General features: G+C 52.0%; 20 protein-coding genes. 16 read left to right on the forward strand and 4 right to left on the reverse strand.

Annotation, left to right across the window (positions count from 1 at the left end; all coding sequences use genetic code 11):
* Positions 1–19 precede the first annotated feature (19 nt).
* The 4 genes from VN577_04990 to VN577_05005 are packed head-to-tail and all read left to right on the forward strand — an operon-like array spanning position 20 to position 4398.
* The gene (locus VN577_04990; GenBank protein HWR14158.1) at positions 20–406 is read left to right on the forward strand and encodes a hypothetical protein; all 387 of its coding nucleotides are present in this window, start codon (positions 20–22) and stop codon (positions 404–406) included.
* Entirely contained in the window at positions 403–2859 is a 2457-nt protein-coding gene (locus VN577_04995) for an Hsp70 family protein (GenBank protein HWR14159.1), read from the forward strand. The genes VN577_04990 and VN577_04995 overlap by 4 nt, the downstream gene beginning before the upstream one ends.
* Positions 2849–3889, forward strand: a complete 1041-nt coding sequence (locus VN577_05000) for a serine/threonine-protein kinase (GenBank protein HWR14160.1) — start codon at positions 2849–2851, stop codon at positions 3887–3889. Before VN577_04995 ends, VN577_05000 begins: the two co-directional genes overlap by 11 nt.
* Entirely contained in the window at positions 3886–4398 is a 513-nt protein-coding gene (locus tag VN577_05005; protein HWR14161.1) for an FHA domain-containing protein, read from the forward strand. Before VN577_05000 ends, VN577_05005 begins: the two co-directional genes overlap by 4 nt.
* A 44-nt stretch (positions 4399–4442) precedes the next feature.
* Here VN577_05005 and VN577_05010 read toward each other — a convergent pair whose 3' ends face one another.
* From VN577_05010 to VN577_05025, 4 genes are all read right to left on the reverse strand, one after another.
* Positions 4443–5003 carry a hypothetical protein gene (locus tag VN577_05010; GenBank protein ID HWR14162.1) on the reverse strand — a complete coding sequence of 187 codons (561 nt, stop codon included), beginning with the start codon at positions 5001–5003 and terminating at the stop codon, positions 4443–4445.
* 3 nt (positions 5004–5006) lie between these two features.
* The gene (locus VN577_05015; protein HWR14163.1) at positions 5007–5819 is read right to left on the reverse strand and encodes a hypothetical protein; all 813 of its coding nucleotides are present in this window, start codon (positions 5817–5819) and stop codon (positions 5007–5009) included.
* Positions 5816–6340, reverse strand: a complete 525-nt coding sequence (locus VN577_05020) for a hypothetical protein (GenBank protein ID HWR14164.1) — start codon at positions 6338–6340, stop codon at positions 5816–5818. The genes VN577_05015 and VN577_05020 overlap by 4 nt, the downstream gene beginning before the upstream one ends.
* A gap of 77 nt (positions 6341–6417) precedes the next feature.
* The gene (locus VN577_05025) at positions 6418–7167 is read right to left on the reverse strand and encodes a hypothetical protein (GenBank protein HWR14165.1); all 750 of its coding nucleotides are present in this window, start codon (positions 7165–7167) and stop codon (positions 6418–6420) included.
* A 51-nt stretch (positions 7168–7218) separates the two neighbouring features.
* On the opposite strand from VN577_05025, the gene VN577_05030 reads away from it, so the two are divergent.
* The 12 genes from VN577_05030 to VN577_05085 all read left to right on the forward strand — a co-directional run bounded on the left by VN577_05030 (position 7219) and on the right by VN577_05085 (position 20269).
* Positions 7219–7461, forward strand: a complete 243-nt coding sequence (locus VN577_05030) for a hypothetical protein (GenBank protein HWR14166.1) — start codon at positions 7219–7221, stop codon at positions 7459–7461.
* Positions 7462–7684: 223 nt separating this feature from the next.
* The gene (locus VN577_05035) at positions 7685–8371 is read left to right on the forward strand and encodes a hypothetical protein (protein ID HWR14167.1); all 687 of its coding nucleotides are present in this window, start codon (positions 7685–7687) and stop codon (positions 8369–8371) included.
* 24 nt (positions 8372–8395) lie between these two features.
* The gene (locus VN577_05040) at positions 8396–9463 is read left to right on the forward strand and encodes an XRE family transcriptional regulator (GenBank protein HWR14168.1); all 1068 of its coding nucleotides are present in this window, start codon (positions 8396–8398) and stop codon (positions 9461–9463) included.
* A 149-nt stretch (positions 9464–9612) separates the two neighbouring features.
* Positions 9613–9816: a hypothetical protein gene (locus VN577_05045; protein ID HWR14169.1), complete on the forward strand. Its 204-nt coding sequence runs from the start codon at positions 9613–9615 to the stop codon at positions 9814–9816.
* Between the two features lie 1980 nt (positions 9817–11796).
* Positions 11797–12969: a DegT/DnrJ/EryC1/StrS family aminotransferase gene (locus VN577_05050; GenBank protein ID HWR14170.1), complete on the forward strand. Its 1173-nt coding sequence runs from the start codon at positions 11797–11799 to the stop codon at positions 12967–12969.
* Positions 12966–13637 carry a sugar transferase gene (locus VN577_05055; protein ID HWR14171.1) on the forward strand — a complete coding sequence of 224 codons (672 nt, stop codon included), beginning with the start codon at positions 12966–12968 and terminating at the stop codon, positions 13635–13637. Before VN577_05050 ends, VN577_05055 begins: the two co-directional genes overlap by 4 nt.
* Positions 13638–13926: 289 nt before the next feature.
* On the forward strand, positions 13927–15696 hold the full coding sequence (locus VN577_05060) for a nucleoside-diphosphate sugar epimerase/dehydratase (protein HWR14172.1): 1770 nt from the start codon (positions 13927–13929) through the stop codon (positions 15694–15696).
* A 25-nt stretch (positions 15697–15721) separates the two neighbouring features.
* Positions 15722–16501 (forward strand): class I SAM-dependent methyltransferase, encoded by a 780-nt coding sequence (locus VN577_05065; protein HWR14173.1) that lies wholly within the window; start codon positions 15722–15724, stop codon positions 16499–16501.
* 196 nt (positions 16502–16697) lie between these two features.
* Positions 16698–17699, forward strand: coding sequence for a Gfo/Idh/MocA family oxidoreductase (locus VN577_05070; GenBank protein HWR14174.1), 1002 nt, complete (start codon positions 16698–16700; stop codon positions 17697–17699).
* A 113-nt stretch (positions 17700–17812) separates the two neighbouring features.
* Positions 17813–18196 carry an acyltransferase gene (locus VN577_05075; protein HWR14175.1) on the forward strand — a complete coding sequence of 128 codons (384 nt, stop codon included), beginning with the start codon at positions 17813–17815 and terminating at the stop codon, positions 18194–18196.
* Positions 18197–18256: 60 nt separating this feature from the next.
* Entirely contained in the window at positions 18257–19411 is a 1155-nt protein-coding gene (locus tag VN577_05080) for a DegT/DnrJ/EryC1/StrS family aminotransferase (GenBank protein ID HWR14176.1), read from the forward strand.
* A gap of 96 nt (positions 19412–19507) precedes the next feature.
* Entirely contained in the window at positions 19508–20269 is a 762-nt protein-coding gene (locus VN577_05085) for a hypothetical protein (GenBank protein HWR14177.1), read from the forward strand.
* The last annotated feature ends 6 nt before the right edge of the window (positions 20270–20275 follow it).

The following is a 20275-nucleotide window of genomic DNA, read 5'->3' on the forward strand; positions in this document are numbered from 1 at the left end:
GCGACTAAAGAAAAAACTAATGAAAAAGACGCTTGCCGCAGCCACAACACAGGGCGGACAGACGGCAACCCTTTCAGATTCTGCGAAAGTTTTCGCACTCGAGTGCTGGCGGATTCAGAAGCTGCTGCCGGATTTCAAAGACAACAAGAAGTGTCTCGTATTGAGCAGCAGCATTGAAAAGATGATTGAAGCCATGCGCGGGAACGGTATCGAAATAGAGGATCCTGAGGGATTGATTTATCGGGACGGAATGACCTTGGAAGTAGTCACCGTTTCGGACACTGATGCTCTTACGGCCGGCTCGAAAGTCATTGCTGAGACACTCGCGCCAACAATCTATGTTCACAACAAAGTTGTTCAGCCAGCAAAAGTGATCATTTCGGTTGGGAGAGGAACTAGCGAATGAGCCGAGCCACAATTGATTTCGGGATCGACCTCGGGACGTCTAACAGCGAGATCGCTTGTATGGATCGCGGCGAACTTGTCGTCGTGAAAAACACGATTACAGGGAGTGAAATAACGCCATCAGTAGTGAAGGTCGATGCGAAAGGCACCATTGTTGTGGGGCAAGCCGCTTACAACGCCCTGGAATATGACCCTGAGAACACCGTTGGGGAATTTAAAAGGTGGATGGGGAATGCAGGACACGATTGGTTCCGCTTCAAGCGTTCCGATAAGCGAATGACAGCAGCAGAATTGTCTGCAGAGGTATTGAAGATATTGAAGGTCAGCGCCGCGTCGAGATTCGGAGGAGAGCAGGTCAACGCTGCAGTCATTACTGTTCCGGCGATGTTTCTTATTCCAGCATGCGAAGATACAAAGACCGCCGCTAAACTCGCCGGCATTGAGACTTGCCCACTGTTGCAGGAGCCCGTCGCTGCGGCTATGGCCTACGGTTACAAAGCGCAGACGTTGACGGGCAACCTTCTCGTCTTTGATTTGGGAGGTGGCACATTCGACACAACGATCGTAGCGGCCAAGGAAGGAAGATTAGTGGTTGTCGGCCATGATGGAGACGACAAACTCGGGGGTAAAGACTATGACTGGGCAATCGTGGAAGTGCTAATTAACAGACTTGAAGCGGAATTTGGACCACTTGGGCTGAAGCGCGGTGGCGCGAGAGGCCGCGCAATGGCCAAGCTCAAGTACCTCGCCGAAGACGCAAAGAAGACGCTATCGCAGCTACCGACTGCAAACGTGGAGATTAACCAACTCGGAGACGGACTCGACGAAGTAGATACCGTGGTGCAGTTGACCCGCTCCGACTTTGAAAAAGCAACCGAACACCTAACGAAGGCGTGCGTATCGATTGCCGATCGTCTTCTCGATAAAGTACGGCTCTCGCGAGATGATTTAACGGCGGTTCTTTTGGTGGGTGGCCAGACGCAAAGTACTTCTGTTCGTGTCAGGGTGTCAGAGCACTATGGCAAGGCCGATTTTCGATTTGATCCGTTGACCGTTGTTGCAGCCGGTGCGGCACTATTCGCGTCAACACAAAGAATACCTTCATCGAAATATCCGAAAACCGGTCAAGGCTCAAGCATTGAAGTGAAAGCTGCCTACAGTCCCGTGTCGAGCGAGCTGGATTCAGATATTGCGGTGGCGGTCGATCCGCCAGCGTCCGGCGCGACCGTCACCATTTCTCGGACCGATGGAGGATGGACCAGCGGAGCGATCCCCTTGCCCAGCAACGGAAAGATTCACACTACCGTTGTGTTGAGAGCAAAAAAGGTCAATGCATTTGAGGTCCAAGTATTGGATAGAACAGGGGGGCGAATCCCTGGTGGAGTGACAGCTTTTTCCATAACGCATGGACTCGCCGTAGCCCAAGCGACGACTTCGAGGGCGTTTGGTGTTGCACTCGAGAATAACGAGGTAAAAATTATCATTCCGAACGGAGCACCGCTACCAGCGAAGGGAACACAGAAATTTGCAACGGCACATGAGGTAATCGCTGGTAACCGAAAAAGCTCTCTGAAGATTTACGTATTAGAAGGCGACAATCCTCGTGCTGACAGAAACATCAAGATTGGCGAAATTGTTCTGAACGGTGATGAACTCCGTCGGTCGCTGCCTGTCGGGGAAAGTGTGGAAGTCACATATCGACTCGACGAGTCGAAGACTCTATCTGCTGAAGCAGTTTTCCCATCGCTGCGAGAAGCTCGACAGATGGAATATAAGCCAGAAAGACCGCAGTTGCGATCCGAGGAGATCGAGATCGAAGTGAAGAAGGAACGGGGAAGGATCGCAAAACTTGAGAGGGCAGTTCCAGAAAGGATAAATCCGCAGCTGAACGAACAGATAGTGAAAGTTGAAAAGGAACAAGATGCGTCGGATTCTGATCATGACGCAGCCCAGAAAGCCGCGCAACAATTGATTGAGTTAAAGCAAACGTTAGATAAATTGGAGAAGTCTTCTGAATGGGAGCTGCTGCTGCTGGAGCTACCTACGTACAAAGAAGACATTCCGTATGTTGAGAGCGTTGGAAGCGCGGATGAAATCAGGCGGTACAAGGAGGCGGTAACCGCTTCTGAGCGCGCGATCGCCGAGCACGATTTGGGTTCACTGCGAGAGTGTGTTACGCGACTCCGCGACATCTACTGGCCGCTCGCACTATCGCAGGATGACGTGTGGAAAGGCCAGTTTGCTCGCATGAGCGAGCAGGAAGATTTTGTTGATCCACTGAAAGCTGAGAGGCTGAAGGAAGAAGGTTTCCGAGCCCTGAAGAGGGGGGACATGGATTCTTTGCGGACGATTGTTTTGGACCTCTGTCACCTCCTGCCGACCTGGCAGCAAGGCAAGCTCGACGATCGATTCAAAGATGCGGGGCTCCGTCACGCGAGAGGACATGGCGCTTGATATCACCAGGTTACAACCTGGAGAACTAATTCGTGAGACGTACAGCATCGTGCGCTATCTCGGTAGTGGCGCATTCGGCGACGTTTACCTCGCCAGGCATCGGTACATGGGACTTCAAGCCCTGAAGGTGTTCCCGCGCGAGGACGGTACGGATGCACTCGAAGAAGCCTATCTGCTCGGGAAGCTAAGCCACCCCAACATTGTGCGAATGTTCGAGGCTAACGAGTTCGAGCATTCCGACTCTCGTCTGGGCTATTTCAGTATGGAGTACGTCGAGGGCGGCACTCTGCTTGAGTTGTTTGAATTGGAACTCGAACTTCAGACCCGCCTTCGACTCGCACAAGACATACTGGAGGGCTTAGCGTTCGCACATTCGCAGACGCCCCCTGTAATCCATCGAGATATAAGCCCTAGCAACATACTTGTCGAACAAACGAGTTTCACTTGCAGAGCGAAAATAAGCGACTTCGGTCTCGCCAAACACGTCGATGCAGAGTCCCTAGTTGCGAGTGCTGCTGGCAAGTATGTGTACATGGCGCCAGAAAGCTTCCTAGGAACTCATTCCACGAGTTCCGACGTCTACTCTGCGGCAATCGTGCTTTTCGAGTTGTTTACCGGATGCCATCCCTTCAGGCTGGCGCTGAGCCCGTCGGCTACGTCAGCCGAGATAGCTGCCGTTGTACGTGAATCGAGAGGCCAAAGTATCCCAAAGGTTTCGGAGACCTGCGACGATTTCAGTATAGATTGGGATCGATTTTTCGAGCACGCACTCTGCCACGATTACCGCGAAAGACCGGCGAACGCGCACGATCTCCTTCAAGCGTTTCAACACCAAATTTCAAGATCTAACAGCAATTCACGTCCGGCAGATTCGGCGCAAATGGTCAGCGAAGCCAGGAGGCTGGCAGAACAGGCCGACACGTTAGGTGAAGCAATAGAGTTGCTGGAACAGGCCTGTTCGTTCGACCCGAGGGTTCGTCATAAATACGCAGACATGCTTTCGCTCTGGAAGAGAGGAATCGTCCTTTGAACGAAAATGTCGTCACACTCGCGAACAAGATCGACAGGCTCGCCCGGACTGCAAGAGCGCAAGATCTTTCGCTGCTGCTCACACAGTCGGAATTAGAACGGGTAAGTCGCTTGGCTGCGGTAATCGATGCACTCGGAGCAGGTACTTACCTGATTGGATCGGGGCCTTACACACAAGGGGTGTATTCGATCATGGTCGAGGAAGTAGTGCTCGGTCGTCTTGCGACGCCGCTCGAACAGCCATTGGACAAACCGGTGGACATTTTTTGCCAAGATGTGACGTGTTTGACTCCTCGCGAGGTGTCCAGAAACCACGCCATGATCTTCAGGCTTGGGGATGCTCACATGCGGTATTTCATCCGAGATTTAGGCAGCACATGCGGAACTTACGTAAATGGAGAACGGCTCGTCAACGAAGGAGAAAATGTCGGAACGACGGAACTGTCTCATGGAGACGTTATTTCGCTGGGGCCGTCGCACATCAATACGTATGTGTTCGCATTACTCTGAAATCGGAGGCTGCCGTCGTCATAAATCATACGCAACCAGCGGGCTCAGGGATGTGCCGCCTTCGCTAGAACCTTGCTGAGGCCCCCGACCTGCTCCCAAAGACGCGCCCATTCTTGCAGGATATCCTCAAGAATCGATTTCAGGTTATTCATTTCCTCGGGAACCATTTCCCGAGCAAGATAGACCTCGCCGGATTCCATACCTATCTGATATTTAGGGTGCTCGCGCTCTAAGGCGCTGCGGGCAGCAGAAACCTTCGTCGAATCTTTGAACCACATCGAGGCGACAGCCCAGAGCTTGTCTTCCTTCCACTCCAAGTACACTAATGCCCACCAAGCATCCTCAGTGTGCAGCGTGATACCGACGTTAGCCCATCTCCCGTCCATCCGTTCAGCAGCGAGATTCACCGGCCTGAGGTAGAGCTTGATGTCTTGTTCAGGAAGGGTGACCCCCATCGCGTGCGACAAGAACTTTACGTCGCCAACGGCGCTGCGACAGACGGCGTCCACTTGCCTTCCAAATTCCCGCAGCGCGCCGAGCACCTGAGGGTAAGACCTTGCGCCCTCCAGCAGCAAGGTCTGGTCTGATCTCTGTTCTTCAGGCATTTGTCATGTCTCCAAGAATTGTCTGAGGTGGTCTGCCGTCCGCCCATAAGTAAGCGCCTGGCCTCCCGTCAAGCCAGTAGGCAATGACATCGACAGCAGATTCGTTTCCACGGCACCCACGAACGCAATGCACATGGCGGCCTTCACTAGGCCGAGCGATGGCATCCGACGGACTGCCGTTTGGCGTAGTCGAAGACAAATTTCGCTCCACCGCAGGGGTTTGAACCCTTCGTACACCTCGGCTGAAGAATCGACAATAAGAAGCACGCTCTCCGGAGTACATGCGACATTCTGTTGTCGTATCCAGTCCGAGTATCCAGCTTGCTTGTCGATCTCGGCCTCCTCGGCCGAGGTCACCTTTACTTCTACAACGATCAGCCCAAGATCCCCGAACCAAAGAGCAAGGTCAAGTCTGCCGTCCGGGATCATGCGCTCACGTTCTACCGTCGGGTTGATTCCTCGGCAGACATCCGCAAGGTATGAGTCCTCAAGGCGGAGAACATAGATGATATCGGCGGGTTCTAGTTGCTGCAGGATCCACGCCAGCCAATCTGAGTATGCCTCCTCCCTTTCTTGGCGGAGCCACCTATTAAGTCCGGCATCGGCTCGCAAGGGGTCTTGCAGGGGAGCAAACACGGCGTCTGACCGATCTAACAACCCAACGAGTTCCGCCCGCCGCGACTCAGATTCCCTAATCGCTGCCTGCAGAAATTCGCGCACGCAACCCCAATCCAAGCCACATCGAGATCTCACGGGCGCGTGCTTCGCCCACGCCTTGATCAGTTCAGCCGCGACATTGGTGGGGGACTCCATCATTCATTGACTCGATCAGACTGAATACCACTCTTGATTGCACGGTCCTTTGCTTTGAGACGAGGACGAGGGAATCCCCATGATTCAGCTAAGGAGTCAGCCGCGCGTTCCGACGGCGCATCCCCGTGATAGCTCACCATACATTCAGCCGGAAGCGTAGTCGCACCAGGCTTGTAGTGGCCGAGAACGACATGCGCAAACTCGTGAGCTACAGTGAAATCCACCTCGGCCTGAGATTTTCTCTCCAGACTAGGGGCTAGATAAAGGAAAACACAGTTGCCAGCTCCTGAAGGCATGACATGCCCGAGAATTGCCGTGGATGGTGCGAACACCGTCAGGTTTGGCAAATCATCTAGAACATCATCGGGAACCCGATAGCACAGTTTCTGCATTGCCTGGATTGTTTTGTAACGGTCGTAATCAAACCAGCCCGTCTCAATGTATTCGTACCGAAAAGTCCACCAGCGTTCTTCGTCGCTAACTGCGAACGTGTTGGCACTCGATACTCCCGCATCCTGCTTCATGCTCTATATTCCTCGATTACCTGTGATCCCACGCAATGTGACGACTTTCTCGCCAAAATGGCGCGACTTGCATGGTGTTACAAAGTCCAGACGCGAGCGGATGGACCGAGGTCGTATGCAACAAAGGGGAATAGCTGTCGAAGAGTCGATCGCTTGTACAAAAGCCCGACCTGCGATGACGTTACGCCGGGTTCTTTCTTCAGGAAGTCTGAGTAATTCCTAAAGTACCTTGCCGCTTTCCCGTTGCCTAAGTCGTTCAGCTTTTTCCGGACAGCGGGTACTCCACCGAGTAATTCAACTGCTGCGCGAAGCCCCAAGCAGCAGATCCACTTCTGGGCGTCCCAGTCCTCGTTCATCGGCTCTGCATGTTCGGAATGCAGTACCAGCCTTACAAATGGATTCAATTCCACTGCACGGGATAGCAGGCCTCCCAACGTCTGCACCTCCTTCGGCACGGTGCGTCCGATGCACTGTCGCTCGATGCGTGTAACGATGGGCGGACGGGGTTTCGTGCCCATGTTGGCGTACACCAGAGGCTCCTTACGGTCAATTCGCTGAGCAGTTTTGTCGTAGATGCGGTACAGATCGCCATGGCTACCGAACTGGAGGGTTAGAACGCCACGCTTTCGCTGCTCGTTCCAGCCGGGAAACATTTCCGAGTTCTGCTTGTACATGACCTCTGCGTGTGTCCGAAACCAGCTCACGGGAATACCGACATCAACGGCGAAATCCACACGTATCACTTTGACTGTCGATACGACTTCAGAAGGGATATCGAAGTACTTGCTGACGACCGCTTCGATATCCGTCGCCGTCAGATGGCGCACCCGCTTGAACTCGAGCTTGTGCCCCCTGGGTGAGGGTAGGCGCCTGTTTCCATGTCCGGTATGTATGAGAGCATTCTGGATTCGGCGTGGCGTGTTGAGAGCGTGTCCGTTGTGATCAACGTTCACCTCGACCTCGTCATGGAGAATGACGTCGAACGGCGAAGATGCAGGGGGCCTGCTTCGGCGGCTGTGCCGCAGAATTCCGGTGCGAATGTGGAACCGGTAGGGTACTTGAACTTCGAGTCCGTCAATCACTACATCCTTCTTACCACATGGTCGATAACGCACCTGTGAGATGAGTCACACTTCGACTCTGTTACCGAAGAGAAGTTGAATGCCAGCATCGCCTTACCTGCGGGAACCATCATGGGAGCAAGCAGACGCCATAGCCTTCGCCGGACGTAATCACCGCAGTTGGAGGCAAATAAAGCGGTGCATTCCAGTGCGCCGTTCTCCCGAACTTCTTGGCATCCGCGAATCTGTCGGGGGCGGTCGGGGATAGGGGCGGGAATAGAAAATGGAATATTTCTTGCACGATTTTACAAATCGGTCTATCTTCTACTTACCTATGACGAAACCTCCCTTGCCGGAAGCAGACCACCTCCTCACTGTAGAACGTGCTGAGGAATTACTTGAACCGTATCTTGATAAATTGAACTTCTGTATTCAGGCCGGATGGGATGCATGGAAAGCCCACTATTCGCATCGCTTCCATGTTCTTGGAAACAGAGCCAGAGCGGCAATCGTATTTGACGAAATAAAGTTCGCCGCCATCTCAGAGTTTGCCGGTGACCCCGACGTTGTATTCCGGGTCAAGAAGAACGCCTTTCTACTTTACATTGGCGAAGAGATCATTCTTCGCTTTAAGAAAATGGACAAGCAAGGCCGTTGCAGCAACATTGCAACGAAGCAGCAGGCCCTCTTCCAAGCTCAGGCCGAGCTATTTCCTTCGGGAACCTTGGTCAGCGCTGGATACACACTCGATGACCTCCAAATCGACATCGCTCGCAAGATGGTAGTCTGTCAGCTTCAAAATCGGGTGCTCTGGACACTTACTATCGGCTCCGGAAGCGAAGCCATCAACGTGGTGCCGATGTCAGCGCCGCCAGCAACGACCACTCCAGAAACCTCTGTGGACATCCGCAAGGAAGTTGCTCAGGATGCCTATGTGGAGACCAAAGCGAAAGAACACGGAAAGGAATAGCTTCAAGTGGAGTTCAATCGCGAAATGTTGATTCTTGCTCGCGAGTTCCAGTGCATGACGCAAATGGAACTCGCGACGGAGATGGCTATTTCCCAGGCTGAGATTTCCAAGTACGAGACGGGTTTCAAGATTCCCACACCTGAACAAGCAACCTCGCTAGCGACGAAGCTGCGCGTTCCGGTCGAATTCTTTTATCAATCTGAATCGATGCGGGCGTTTGGCTCCGGCTGCGTGTACCACCGGAAACGTCAGAGCGCCACTGAGTCTCGCCTGAAGTACCTGCTTGCCCTTGTAAATATCCGCCGCATTCATCTCCGACAACTGTTGATGGCGGCGGAAATGAAATCAACCTTTCGTTTTGAACATCTCGACGTTGAAGATTTCGGCGGTGACGCCTCAAAGGTTGCACGCGCTCTTCGTGACATATGGAAGCTGCCGCCGGGCCCGGTGCAGAACGTTGTACGAACAATCGAGGATGCTGGTGGCGTTGTCATGCGGTGCGACTTCGGCACAGACAAGGTGGATGCGATCAGCCAATGGCTTCCAGGTATGCCGCCGTTATTTTTGGTGAACCAGATGATCCCCACCGACCGGCTGAGGTTCACGCTGGTACACGAGATCGGTCATATCGTGATGCACCGTTTTCCGACCGAATCCATGGAAAAAGAGGCAGACCAATTCGCTGCTGAGTTTCTGCTTCCAGAGAAGGAAGTAAAGCCTCATCTCGGATATATCAACCTGCCGAAGTTGGCGAGTTTGAAAGCTTACTGGCGCGTTTCGATGAACGCTCTTCTGAAACGCGCAGGTGATCTGGGAACGATCACAGAGCGAACTCGTTCATATCTGTGGATGCAGATGGGTTCCAAGGGATACCGGAAGCATGAGCCGGTGGAACTTCCGGTGGAAGAGCCGACGCTGATTTATAAACTTGTGCACGTTCATTGCGACAAACTCAAGTTCGGGCCGAAGGAGATCGCCAAACTACTGCACATGCACGTGAACGACGCCGTTAGCACATACTTTCCACAGGGCACCACTACGCTGGACAAGAAAGATGGGTCAGGTAGGAAGGGAATGTTCGTAGTGAGTTGAGGCTATGACGGAGGGCGTCTCGCTGGTCCGAAGGCTGGTCTTATGGATGACAGATACTTTGACCGGCAAGAAGTTCGGTCCTCCCGCCCTGCGCTCAAGCGATGGAACTTTATAGAGAATGCCGTTTGCCATTCCGATTCGGAGACTCCATGGCAACCATCAAAGTCACTCGAAACGGGAACCAGTACACGATAGAGAAGATCGTCGCCGGAAAGAGATACTACGGCCTCGGCGGGACACACAACGAAGCAATCAGCGATTTGTGGAAGAATATCGGCGATGCCGATACCGAAGGCGTATTCAGGGGTAAATGCAGGCTCTGCGGTGCCGACAGGAACAAATGCTGCTGCTAGTTGGTCTTGATTCTTTCGGTAATCGACGACCAGCGGGGGTCAAGATGCTCGGGGAGCGGCTGTACTGGCCAGCTGATGGTATGGCAACGACCAACACAGCAACGAGTCGCCCCGCATCTGCAGTAAGCCGAACCTAGCGTTTGCGTCCTGTTTGCGTGTTCTGCTGAACTTCGCCGGATTTTGCCGTGCTAAGTTGTTGATTCTCTTTGCTATCCACGAAGCACTCATAATCTGTCGATCGCGACTTGATGCAACCGCTGCATTCGCAGCGACCTCCACGCCGCCGTGGGCGTACGGTCACACATTGCGAAGGCGGACAAATAGTGGACCGGATGGGCACGTCTGATATGTTCCCGTTGCAAACGCAGCTATTTAGCGGTCTGTTTTAAGGGTCTGCAAAACCTTTATTCGCCGGTTCGATTCCGGCCCGCGCCTCCAATCTTTTCAATCACTTACATGATCCAGCGATGATTACTGGCTGCCGTTTGGCTGCGAACCCTTCGAATGTGGGATTTTGGCGTTTTCGTTCTCAATCCCGCCGGTGTAAGAGCTCATTGGGTGCGTCGCGAACTCGCCGATGATCAACAACGTCTGCATTTGAGAGTAGCTGGGATCGCCAAATTTCTGGTTTCACGGACGGGTGAAGGGATCGCCTCGGCACGTGGAGTTCAATGTCTCAGTATCCATTAACGGATATCTTAAGCCGATTACCCGACAGAGCTGCGATTAGAAATCACCTACCCTACTGGGTAGGCTAGGCAGTGATCGGGCCAGTCAATCACGTGTTTCCGTGACGAAGCTCACGCAGAGGGCCACGCTTTTTAACTATCCTGATTAGCGCTGTAATTTCTTCCTAGTTTAGAACCGCAGGGGACGTTTTTCACAGTATTTCAAATTGACATCGATGCAGAGTACCTGTAAATACACGTAAACAACTCTATTCACTATGCCGTTGGGAAAAACCAAAGCGACACAGGAGACTGTCAGAACAGGTGTTCCGTTCACGATGTACTTCACTCGTGAGCAGTCAGCTGCCCTGGCGAACATTTCACGCGAGCGGCAAGTTTCCAAATCTACGGTTGTTCGATTCGCGGTGGATAGGTTACTTGAGCAACTTGATAGCGGGCAGCTTCAACTGCCTTTTGGCCTGATCGGCCCTAAAGCATAGGCCGAACCCAGTTTTTCACTGTCTAAGTATTTGAAGTTAAAGGTGTTATCCCAAAGTTCCATATGGAACCGATGGGGCGAAGCTATGTGTACAAGCTTAGTGGACGTTTCGATGTCACCGGTACCCGCGGCGCTGGCGCAGCCGAATTGGTATGCTGTCTATACTCGGGTGAACCAAGAGAAGATCGTCGCTCAAAGGCTTGCACAGCAAGGTTTGGAACACTACCTTCCACTGTATAGAACTGTTCGTCGACGGACAGATCGGCGAGTAGTTTTGGACCTGCCGCTGTTTCCTGGGTACCTTTTCGTACATATCGCGTTGACGGAGCGGTTGCGTATCCTGCAGGTTCCGCGAGTAGTTAGGATCGTCGGTACGCCGATGCGTCCCGAAGCAGTACCTGAAGCTCAAATCGCCTCGCTTAAATTGGGGTTAATGGCGCACCGAGCAGCACCCTGTGAATACCTGGTTAGAGGCTGCAAAGTACGAATTCTGCACGGTCCCTTCGCAGGAATGACGGGGGTGCTTGTCCGGCGAAAGAATGGCTTTCGGGTTGTCATTTCAGTGGAATTGATTCGGCAATCTTTCACGGTCGAGATAGCCGAAGAAGACTTAGAGCGTATCCATTGAAGAAATCGAATGAAGGAATCGAACTCTGGCACTCTCTCGGCCAATGAATAGTTCAGGAATTTCTTGCGACTCTTATCGCTGCTCATAATTGTGATGTTGGTTCTACCTGTTTGGCTGCAGTGCCGGTTCCGGTCTAGGCGAATCGAGCCCTTGGAGACTGATTCTGTCGTTGTTATTAGGTAAACATGAAAATACAGGTGAATAGTGCTTCGATTCCTTTTCATCGCGCGAGCGTCGGTGAAGAAGAGGCGCAGGCTGTCGCAGAAGTCGTCCGTTCTGGATGGCTGACGATGGGTCCGAAGACGATAGCTTTTGAGCAGCACTTTGCCGAGTACATTGGCGTGAAGCACTGCATCGCGGTCAATTCATGTACCGCCGCTCTGCATCTGGCGCTCGAGGCGGTGAGAATCCAGGCGGGCGATGAGGTGCTGGTTCCCACAAACACTTTCACCGCGACGGGCGAGACCGTGGCATACATGAATGCGCAGCCTGTATTGGTAGACATCGACCCCGTGTCGATGAACATGGATGTTAACGACGCCGAGCGCAAGATCACGTCGAAGACCAAGGCCATAGTTCCGGTTCACATAGCCGGACAGCCTTGCGATATGCAGGAAATAGCGGAGCTGGCGCAACGTCGAGGGCTGCGGGTGATCGAAGACGCGGCGCACGCGTTGCCGGCGACGTACCTGGGCAAGAAGGTGGGAGCTATCAGTGAGCTGACAGCCTTTAGCTTCTACGCCACAAAGACCCTTACCACGGGCGAAGGCGGCATGATCAGCACGGACAACGATGCTCTGGCGCAGCGGATGCGGATCATGAGATTGCATGGCATCGGCCGCGACGCGTGGAAGAGGTACAGTGCGGAAGGCTCGTGGTACTACGAAGTGCTCGACGCAGGATTTAAGTACAACCTGACCGATCTGGCCGCGGCACTCGGACTCGTCCAGTTGCGGCGCTGCGATGACATGTACCAGAAGAGGATGCGGATCGCTAATCGCTACTCCGAAGCATTCTCTGCCGATGAAGCACTGGAGTCGCCGGCGGTTCTCCCCGGACGCGAAACTGCGTGGCACCTTTATGTGTTACGTCTCAACCTGGATCGTCTTTCCGTAACACGTAACGGGTTCGTTGAAAAGTTGAGGAAAGCAGGCATCGGGATCAGCGTGCATTTCATTCCACTGCACTTACACCCTTACTACAGTAAGACATATGGATACAAACCGGGTGACCTTCCAAATGCAGAAAGGGAATACGAGCGCTACTTTTCTTTACCGATCTTCCCGGATATGAAGGACGAGGAAGTGGATTACGTCATTGATACGGTGCTGGCCACCGTGAAAGAGTACCGGCGGTGAACTCGGCTATTAGCGATAGCCAAAACGTTCATGGCGGTAGATCGTTGTACTTGCGATTCGGAAAGAGAGTCTTCGATGTCCTACTGTCAGCGGCTGGTTTGCTTGTTCTTTCACCGGTTATAGCCTCATGCGCCCTACTGGTAAAAATGAGTTCGCCTGGGCCAGTGGTGTTTTCCCAAACACGTGTCGGGCTTAATAGACAAACATTTAAGCTGTACAAGTTTCGATCGATGTACACGGACCGGAATGGAGTGGGGATAACTGTTTCCGGGGACCCCAGAGTCACAGCGATTGGAAGGCATCTTCGTCGGACTAAACTCGACGAGATCCTGCAACTATGGAATGTGCTCAAGGGTGATATGAGCCTCGTCGGGCCACGACCAGAGATACCGTCGTACGTGGCTAAGTACAATGACCGACAAAAATCGGTTCTAAGCGTCCGACCGGGCATAACAGACTACGCATCGATCCTGTACAGGAATGAAGAAGAACTGCTCGCATCTTCCGAGGACCCGCAACGCTTCTACGAGGAAGTCGTCATGCCTCATAAGGTTGACCTGGGATTGTTGTACGTTTCGAATGCTTCTTTGAGGACGGATTTGAAACTGATTCTACAAACGCTTTCAATCGTTCCTCCTGGTCGTAAGTCCGCCGAAGGAAGCGTTTAGATCGCGCGCTTATCAGGGGCACCGAGCCTGAAATACCGGCTGTTCCATATCCGGAACAAACTCAACATTTCAGTTAGGGTTTAGACTTTTCACGCTAAGCTATGTCGTTACAACCATTCACTCGGCCGATAGGTGGCGCACTGCGATGACGCGAAGGCTAACACGAATTGCGGATTTTGTACTAAGACAACATAAAGCACTGATTCTTATCCTTCATGTTTGTTTAATCACCGTATCGTTGCTTGCGGCTTGGCTGGTGCGATTTGAGTTCAACTTACGAGAGCCTGCCGTGCTCATCAGTGCAGCGCCGATTCTTGTTTTGTTTCGGCTTATTGCAATGTGGCGCTTCAATCTACTCCACGGATATTGGCGCTTCACTGGTGTCGATGATGCCAGCGACATCGTTAAAGCTTCAGCTGTTGGGAGTCTTGCGTTCCTCGTAATCATTCGCTTCGGTCTCGGTGTGCAGGCGTTTCCGATTTCGGTGTACGTCATCGAAGGTGTTTTCTTTGCATTCCTGTTGGCCTCGGTACGGCTCGGATTCCGTATTCTTGCGGAAGCCTCACTGCGGATGCCCGCAACAAGCCCGCGAAAGCAAGTAGTCATCATCGGAGCAGGATTTGCCGCCCAGATGATTGTTCGTGAACTGACGGGGACTGCCAGCGGATATTGGATTGTCGGATGTTTGGATGATGACCCTAAGAAGCGTGGAACCAAGATCATCGGGAAACCGGTGCTTGGGACCGTTGATAACCTTCCAGAGCTTGCTGCCGCGCACAGGATTGATGAAGTGTTGATTGCCGTTCCTTCGGCCTCCGGCGCTCAGATGCGCCGCTTCGTTGAAGCCTGTCAAAAGGCACGTCTGAAGTTCGCCACCGTCCCTTCTCTGCAAGACCTTATCGCCGGAAGGGCGAGGATTCAGGACATTCGTCCCGTCGACGTTAACGATTTGCTTGGACGCGACCCAGTGAAGATCGACATGGAATCGGTTCGATCTGTTCTTGAAGGACAGACGGTGATGGTGACTGGAGCAGCTGGCTCCATCGGTTCCGAACTCTGCCGCCAGATTTTGCGTTACAACCCTGCTAGATTACTTTGCCTCGATCAGAATGAGACCGGGCTGTTCTATCTTCAGTTTGAACTTAATTCTGCCATCGCTAGCTTTTGGGTGGCAGACTACACCAACGCAGAGTACATGGAGAACCTGCTCTCTCGTCAGGCAGTTCAGATCATCTTCCATGCGGCAGCTTATAAACATGTGCCTTTGATGGAGGATAATCCTAACGAAGCGATCCAAAATAACGTGATTGGATTGGATAGGTTTATCCAGGTTGCAGACCGCGCGCAGTGCCGCTCGTTCGTGATGATCTCCAGCGATAAAGCTGTGAATCCCTCAAGCTTGATGGGTGCGACGAAGCGTATTGGTGAATTGTTGCTTTGTTCAAAGCCGACCTCCGGAATGAGATGCGTGTCGGTCCGTTTTGGCAATGTACTGGGATCTCAAGGAAGCGTGATCCCGGTCTTTCAGAAACAACTGGCTGAGCAGAGACGCATTACGGTCACTCATCCGGACATCACTCGATATTTTATGACCATCAGTGAAGCTGTTTCGCTGGTACTGCAAGCATCGGCTATAGGCGTACACCGGGACATTCTTGTCCTCGATATGGGAGAGCCGATTCGGATCACCGATCTTGCCCGAACTCTCATACGTTTGTCCGGTAAGTCTGAAGATGACGTCGAGATTGTTTATACCGGACTTCGACCCGGCGAGAAGCTATACGAGGAACTCTTTTACGATTACGAGACTGTACTAAACACCGAATGCAGCAAGATAAAGCGAGCACAGACAGCCACGTTGCCATGGAAAGATATGAGGGCAACGCTGGATGCTCTCAGAGCCGTAAAAGTAAAAGGAACGGAGTATGAAATTAGGGCGATGGTCAAAGTCATCGTTCCCGAGTACACGTTCGGAGACCTCACGAACGACGTAGGATCTGCGGCAGTTCCGCTTCGGAAGGCGCACGACAGGTACGCTGGCGCGTCAGCAACCGACTAGCCGTTCATCTGTTCAGATTTAGAAAATGAAAAATGCCCGTCACTTTGGAATTGGATATAAGTGTGCAAGCGTGCTTAATGAACTGCCTTTAGCAGGTGAACACCGCGTGAGCAATTTTCTCGATGAGGAAACCCGAATTCGTAGAGTCTATGACCTGCGAAGATCGCGACTCGAACCTAGTCGCTATTCTCTTTTTGAGCAGTCGCACTTGTTGTCTCTACAGCAGGTGGAATATTGGCTTGTTCGGATGCTTTACGAGCGTGGGTATCGTGATCTCGTAGATGCTAAGTTATTGGAGATCGGGTGCGGCTCAGGGTACTGGCTGCGAAATTTCCTGCGTTTAGGAGCTCAGCCGAAAAATCTTTACGGCGTAGATCTTCAGGGCGACCTCATTGATGAGGCTCGCGCCTTGTCGCCTGCAGCAATGCACTTTGAATGCAGAAGCGCATCCGAACTTAACTTCGACAGTAACAGTTTTGATTTCGTCGCACAATTTACGGTTTTTACGTCCATCCTCAGTAGCAGTCTGAAGGGTGCGATCGCGAAGGAAATGCTCCGAATTTTGCGTCCAGGGGGATATATCATTTGGTACGACTTCCACGTAAATAACCCCGCGAATCGCGATGTTCGGGGAGTATCGCGGAAGGAGATCACGGACCTTTTTGGTGGCAAGGACATCGATCTGGAACGGGTTACGATTGCCCCGCCAGTCGCTCGCCTTATAGCTCCGTCTCCCCTTTTTTACCAACTTCTATCGAGGACGCGAATTCTTTGCAGTCATTACGTGGGTCTAATACGAAAATGACAACTGAAGAAACTCTTCTGCTGTGCCTTGCGAGACCTCTCGTTGACCGTCAACAAGAGCAGGCGGCTAATGACCTCTTACAATCAGGCTCACCCACCAGTAAGACCGAAGAAACTTCTGACTGAGGTATCGATTTTCTCAGTGCCACCCTCCATTTTAGTCAAGCGACGCTGCACGTATAGAAGGAAGAAATGACATGCTCAAAATAGGTGTAATTGGGTACGGATATTGGGGCCCGAATATAGTTCGCAATTTTCATCATCCAGATCGATCACTCGTTTCAGTTATTTGTGATAGCAGCATAGACATGTTGAAGAGAGCCAACCAAGCTTATCCTTCAATAACAACCACCAATGACGCGTGCGACGTTTTGAAATCGAAAGATATAGATGCGGTAGCGATTGTCACTCCGGTCTGGACCCACTATGAACTGGCAAGGCGTGCACTCGAAAACGGCAAGCACGTTTTCGTCGAGAAACCATTCACGTCGAATGTTGCGCAGGCCCAAGAGTTAATAGAACTTGCAGACAAGAAGGGTTTGAAATTGATGGTGGATCATACCTTCTTGTTTACGGGCGCGGTGCGTAAGATCCGTCAGTTGATCGATGATGGGACTATCGGTGATCTCTACTATTACGATTCTACCCGCGTAAATTTAGGTCTGTTCCAGCACGATGTAAATGTGATCTGGGATCTAGCTCCGCATGATCTGTCAATCATGAACTTTCTGATTCCCGATGATGCTGAAGCGGTTGTCGCCACAGGACAGTCGCACTTGAACGGCTACGAGGACGTCGCCTACATCACCATTTACTTTCCCAAGAATGTGATTGGGCACGTGACCGTGAACTGGCTTTCACCCGTGAAGGTTCGAACTACGCTAATCGGCGGCGAGAAGAAGATGCTAGTGTGGAACGACCTTGAAGCCGACGAGAAGATCAAAATCTACGATAAAGGCGTAGATATTAAGAGCCGCGAAGGAGTTTACAACTTACTTGTGAGCTATCGATCGGGTGATATGTGGGCTCCACGAATTGCACAAGCGGAGGCACTGAAGTCGGAGTTGGAGCATTTCGTTGACTGCATTGAGAAGAACGAAACTCCCGTGAGTGATGGCCACTCCGGACTACGAGTGGTGCAAGTTTTAGAAGCGGCAGAGAAATCGGTGAAAAACCGTGGAAAGCTGGTCTACCTGTGAGTGATTATCTTTGCATTGCACCGAGCGTAAAGCTCGGGAGAGACGTAAAGCTATCGAAATTTATAAATCTATACGGTTGCGAGATCGGAGACGAAACGAAGATAGGCGCGTTTGTGGAAGTTCAGAAGAACGCGTTTGTCGGTAATCGGTGCAAGATTTCGAGCCACACGTTCATCTGCGAGGGGGTCACGATCGAAGATAATGTTTTCATTGGTCATAGCGTGACATTCGTTAATGATTCGTATCCTCGCGCTGTAAACATCGGCGGTGATCTGCAGACTGAAGCAGACTGGAGCATCGAAAAAACGGTTGTGAAAGCAGGCGCGTCTATCGGGTCCGGTTCGACTATCCTCTCCAAAGTTACGATCGGCGAAAACGCTATTGTCGGCGCGGGCAGTATCGTTACTAAAGACGTGCCTGCGAATGCGATCGTTGCGGGAAATCCCGCCAAGATTCTGCGTTATATCAAGGGTACATCCCCGGCTAGGAGCAAATAAGTGTCTACGAATATACCTTTTCTCGATCTAGTTACGCCACATAAGCAACTTGAGCAGGAGTTGGTGGCAATTTTCAAAGCCGCTCTGAATTCGGGAGCGTTCATTGGTGGTCCTGCGGTAGAGGCTTTTGAAAAGCAATTTGCGGAGTTCTCCCAGGCAGATCACTGTGTCGGAGTCGGCAGTGGCACCGATGCGCTACGATTTGCTTTTATGGCCGCACATATTGGTCCGGGTGATGCAATTGTCACCGCTGCCCACACGTTTATTGCTACCTCCGAGGCGATTTCGCAAACTGGCGCTCGCCCGTATTTTGTGGACGTGGATTCAAAGACCTACAACATGGATCCTATAAAACTTCGTGATTTTCTGGCCAATAAGTGTTCGCGCAACTCGGCCGGTCAACTGATCACGAAAGACTTTGGTCTGAAGGTGAAGGCCGTGGTTCCAGTGCATCTGTACGGGCAAATGGCTGACATGGATCAGATTGTGGCCACTGCTGATGAGTTTGGGCTGATTGTCATTGAGGATGCGTGTCAGGCTCATGGTGCAGAGTATTTTTCCAAACGGAAGAATGGGTGGGTTCGCGCCGGGGCATCCGGATACGCCGCGGCATTTAGCTTTTATCCGGGAAAGAACCTAGGAGCATGCGGTGAAGCGGGTGCGGTGACAACGTGCAACGAAGAGGTCGCGAAGACTATAAAGATGATCCGCGATCACGGCCAAGCTAAGAAGTATTACCATGATACAGAAGGGTACAACGGTCGACTGGATGCAATTCAAGCGGGTCTGCTTAGCGTCAAACTGAAGTACCTCGAATCCTGGAATACAAGCCGACGCGGCTTAGCGAAGAAATATAACGACGCATTTGCTGAGTCCGGCGCGAAAGTCGTAACACCGTTTGAGCCAGAATGGTCACGCGCTGTGTACCATTTGTATGTGATTCAGGTCGAGGACCGTGATGGCCTACAAAAACGTCTTTCCGCAGCCGGCATCGGAACCGGTATCCATTATCCGATTCCTCTCCACCAGCAAAGAGCCTATGCAAGCCTGGGCTACAAAACAGGCGATTTCCCGGCGGTTGAGGCACTCGCTTCGCGAATATTATCCTTGCCGATGTTCCCGCAGATGGCCGACGAACAGTTGGAGCGTGTCGTGGATGCTGTGAGAAGCGCAATCGCTCCGACTTCGGTAGCTGTCGCTGCCACCATATCTTAAGACGAATCAAATCAGTTTTGAAGTTAAGTGAACGCCACTCGTCAGCTGCCAATTTGGGCGGTGAACACTAAGAGGAACACAAAGGATTAGACAAATATGCGAAATCAAAATGTGGTGGTAGTCGGTCTCGGTGAAGTGGGGAAACCTTTGTTTCAATTGATGGCCGAGTACCATCGCGTCATTGGTGTTGATATCCAGCCGTCGACCGAGGCAGTTGGTAAGGTTGACGTGCTGCACATCTGCTTTCCGTTTGCGATAAAAGACTTCACGGGTGAGTGCGTTCGTTACATCGAAAAGTTTAGTCCAAATCTGACCATCATCAACAGTACTGTTTCTGTGGGTACAACACGTACTGTCGCTAACCGATCCGGTTGTAAGGTAGTGAACAGCCCCGTGCGGGGCAAACACGCTCGCATGCTCCAAGACATGAAACGCTATGAGAAGTTCATCGGCGCAGTGTCGCCGCACGACGCGCAGCTCGCCGCGGATCACTTCCAATCCGTTGGATTGGCGACCAGAATTCTGTCTTCACCGGAAGCAAGTGAACTCTCCAAGTTGACCGAGACCACTTATTTGGGTGTGCTGATAGCGTGGGCTCAGGAAGTGGAGCGTTACTGTGATCAGGTGGGGGTCAGCTACGATGAGGTCGTGTCAATCTATGACGAAATCAAGTTTTACCCTCCGGTCAAATACTTTCCTGGTGTAATTGGCGGGCATTGCGTTATGCCGAACATAAGCATCCTAAACGAGTCATTTGACTCACAACTCCTTCAGGCTATACAAGCTTCGAATGCGTTGAAGATTGCCCGAGAGCTGGAAAAACAAAATTCGAAAGCACAATGTGCGACAGTTAGGTAGATATCG

Source organism: Terriglobales bacterium, from assembly GCA_035561515.1.
GTDB lineage: Bacteria > Acidobacteriota > Terriglobia > Terriglobales > Acidobacteriaceae > DATMXP01.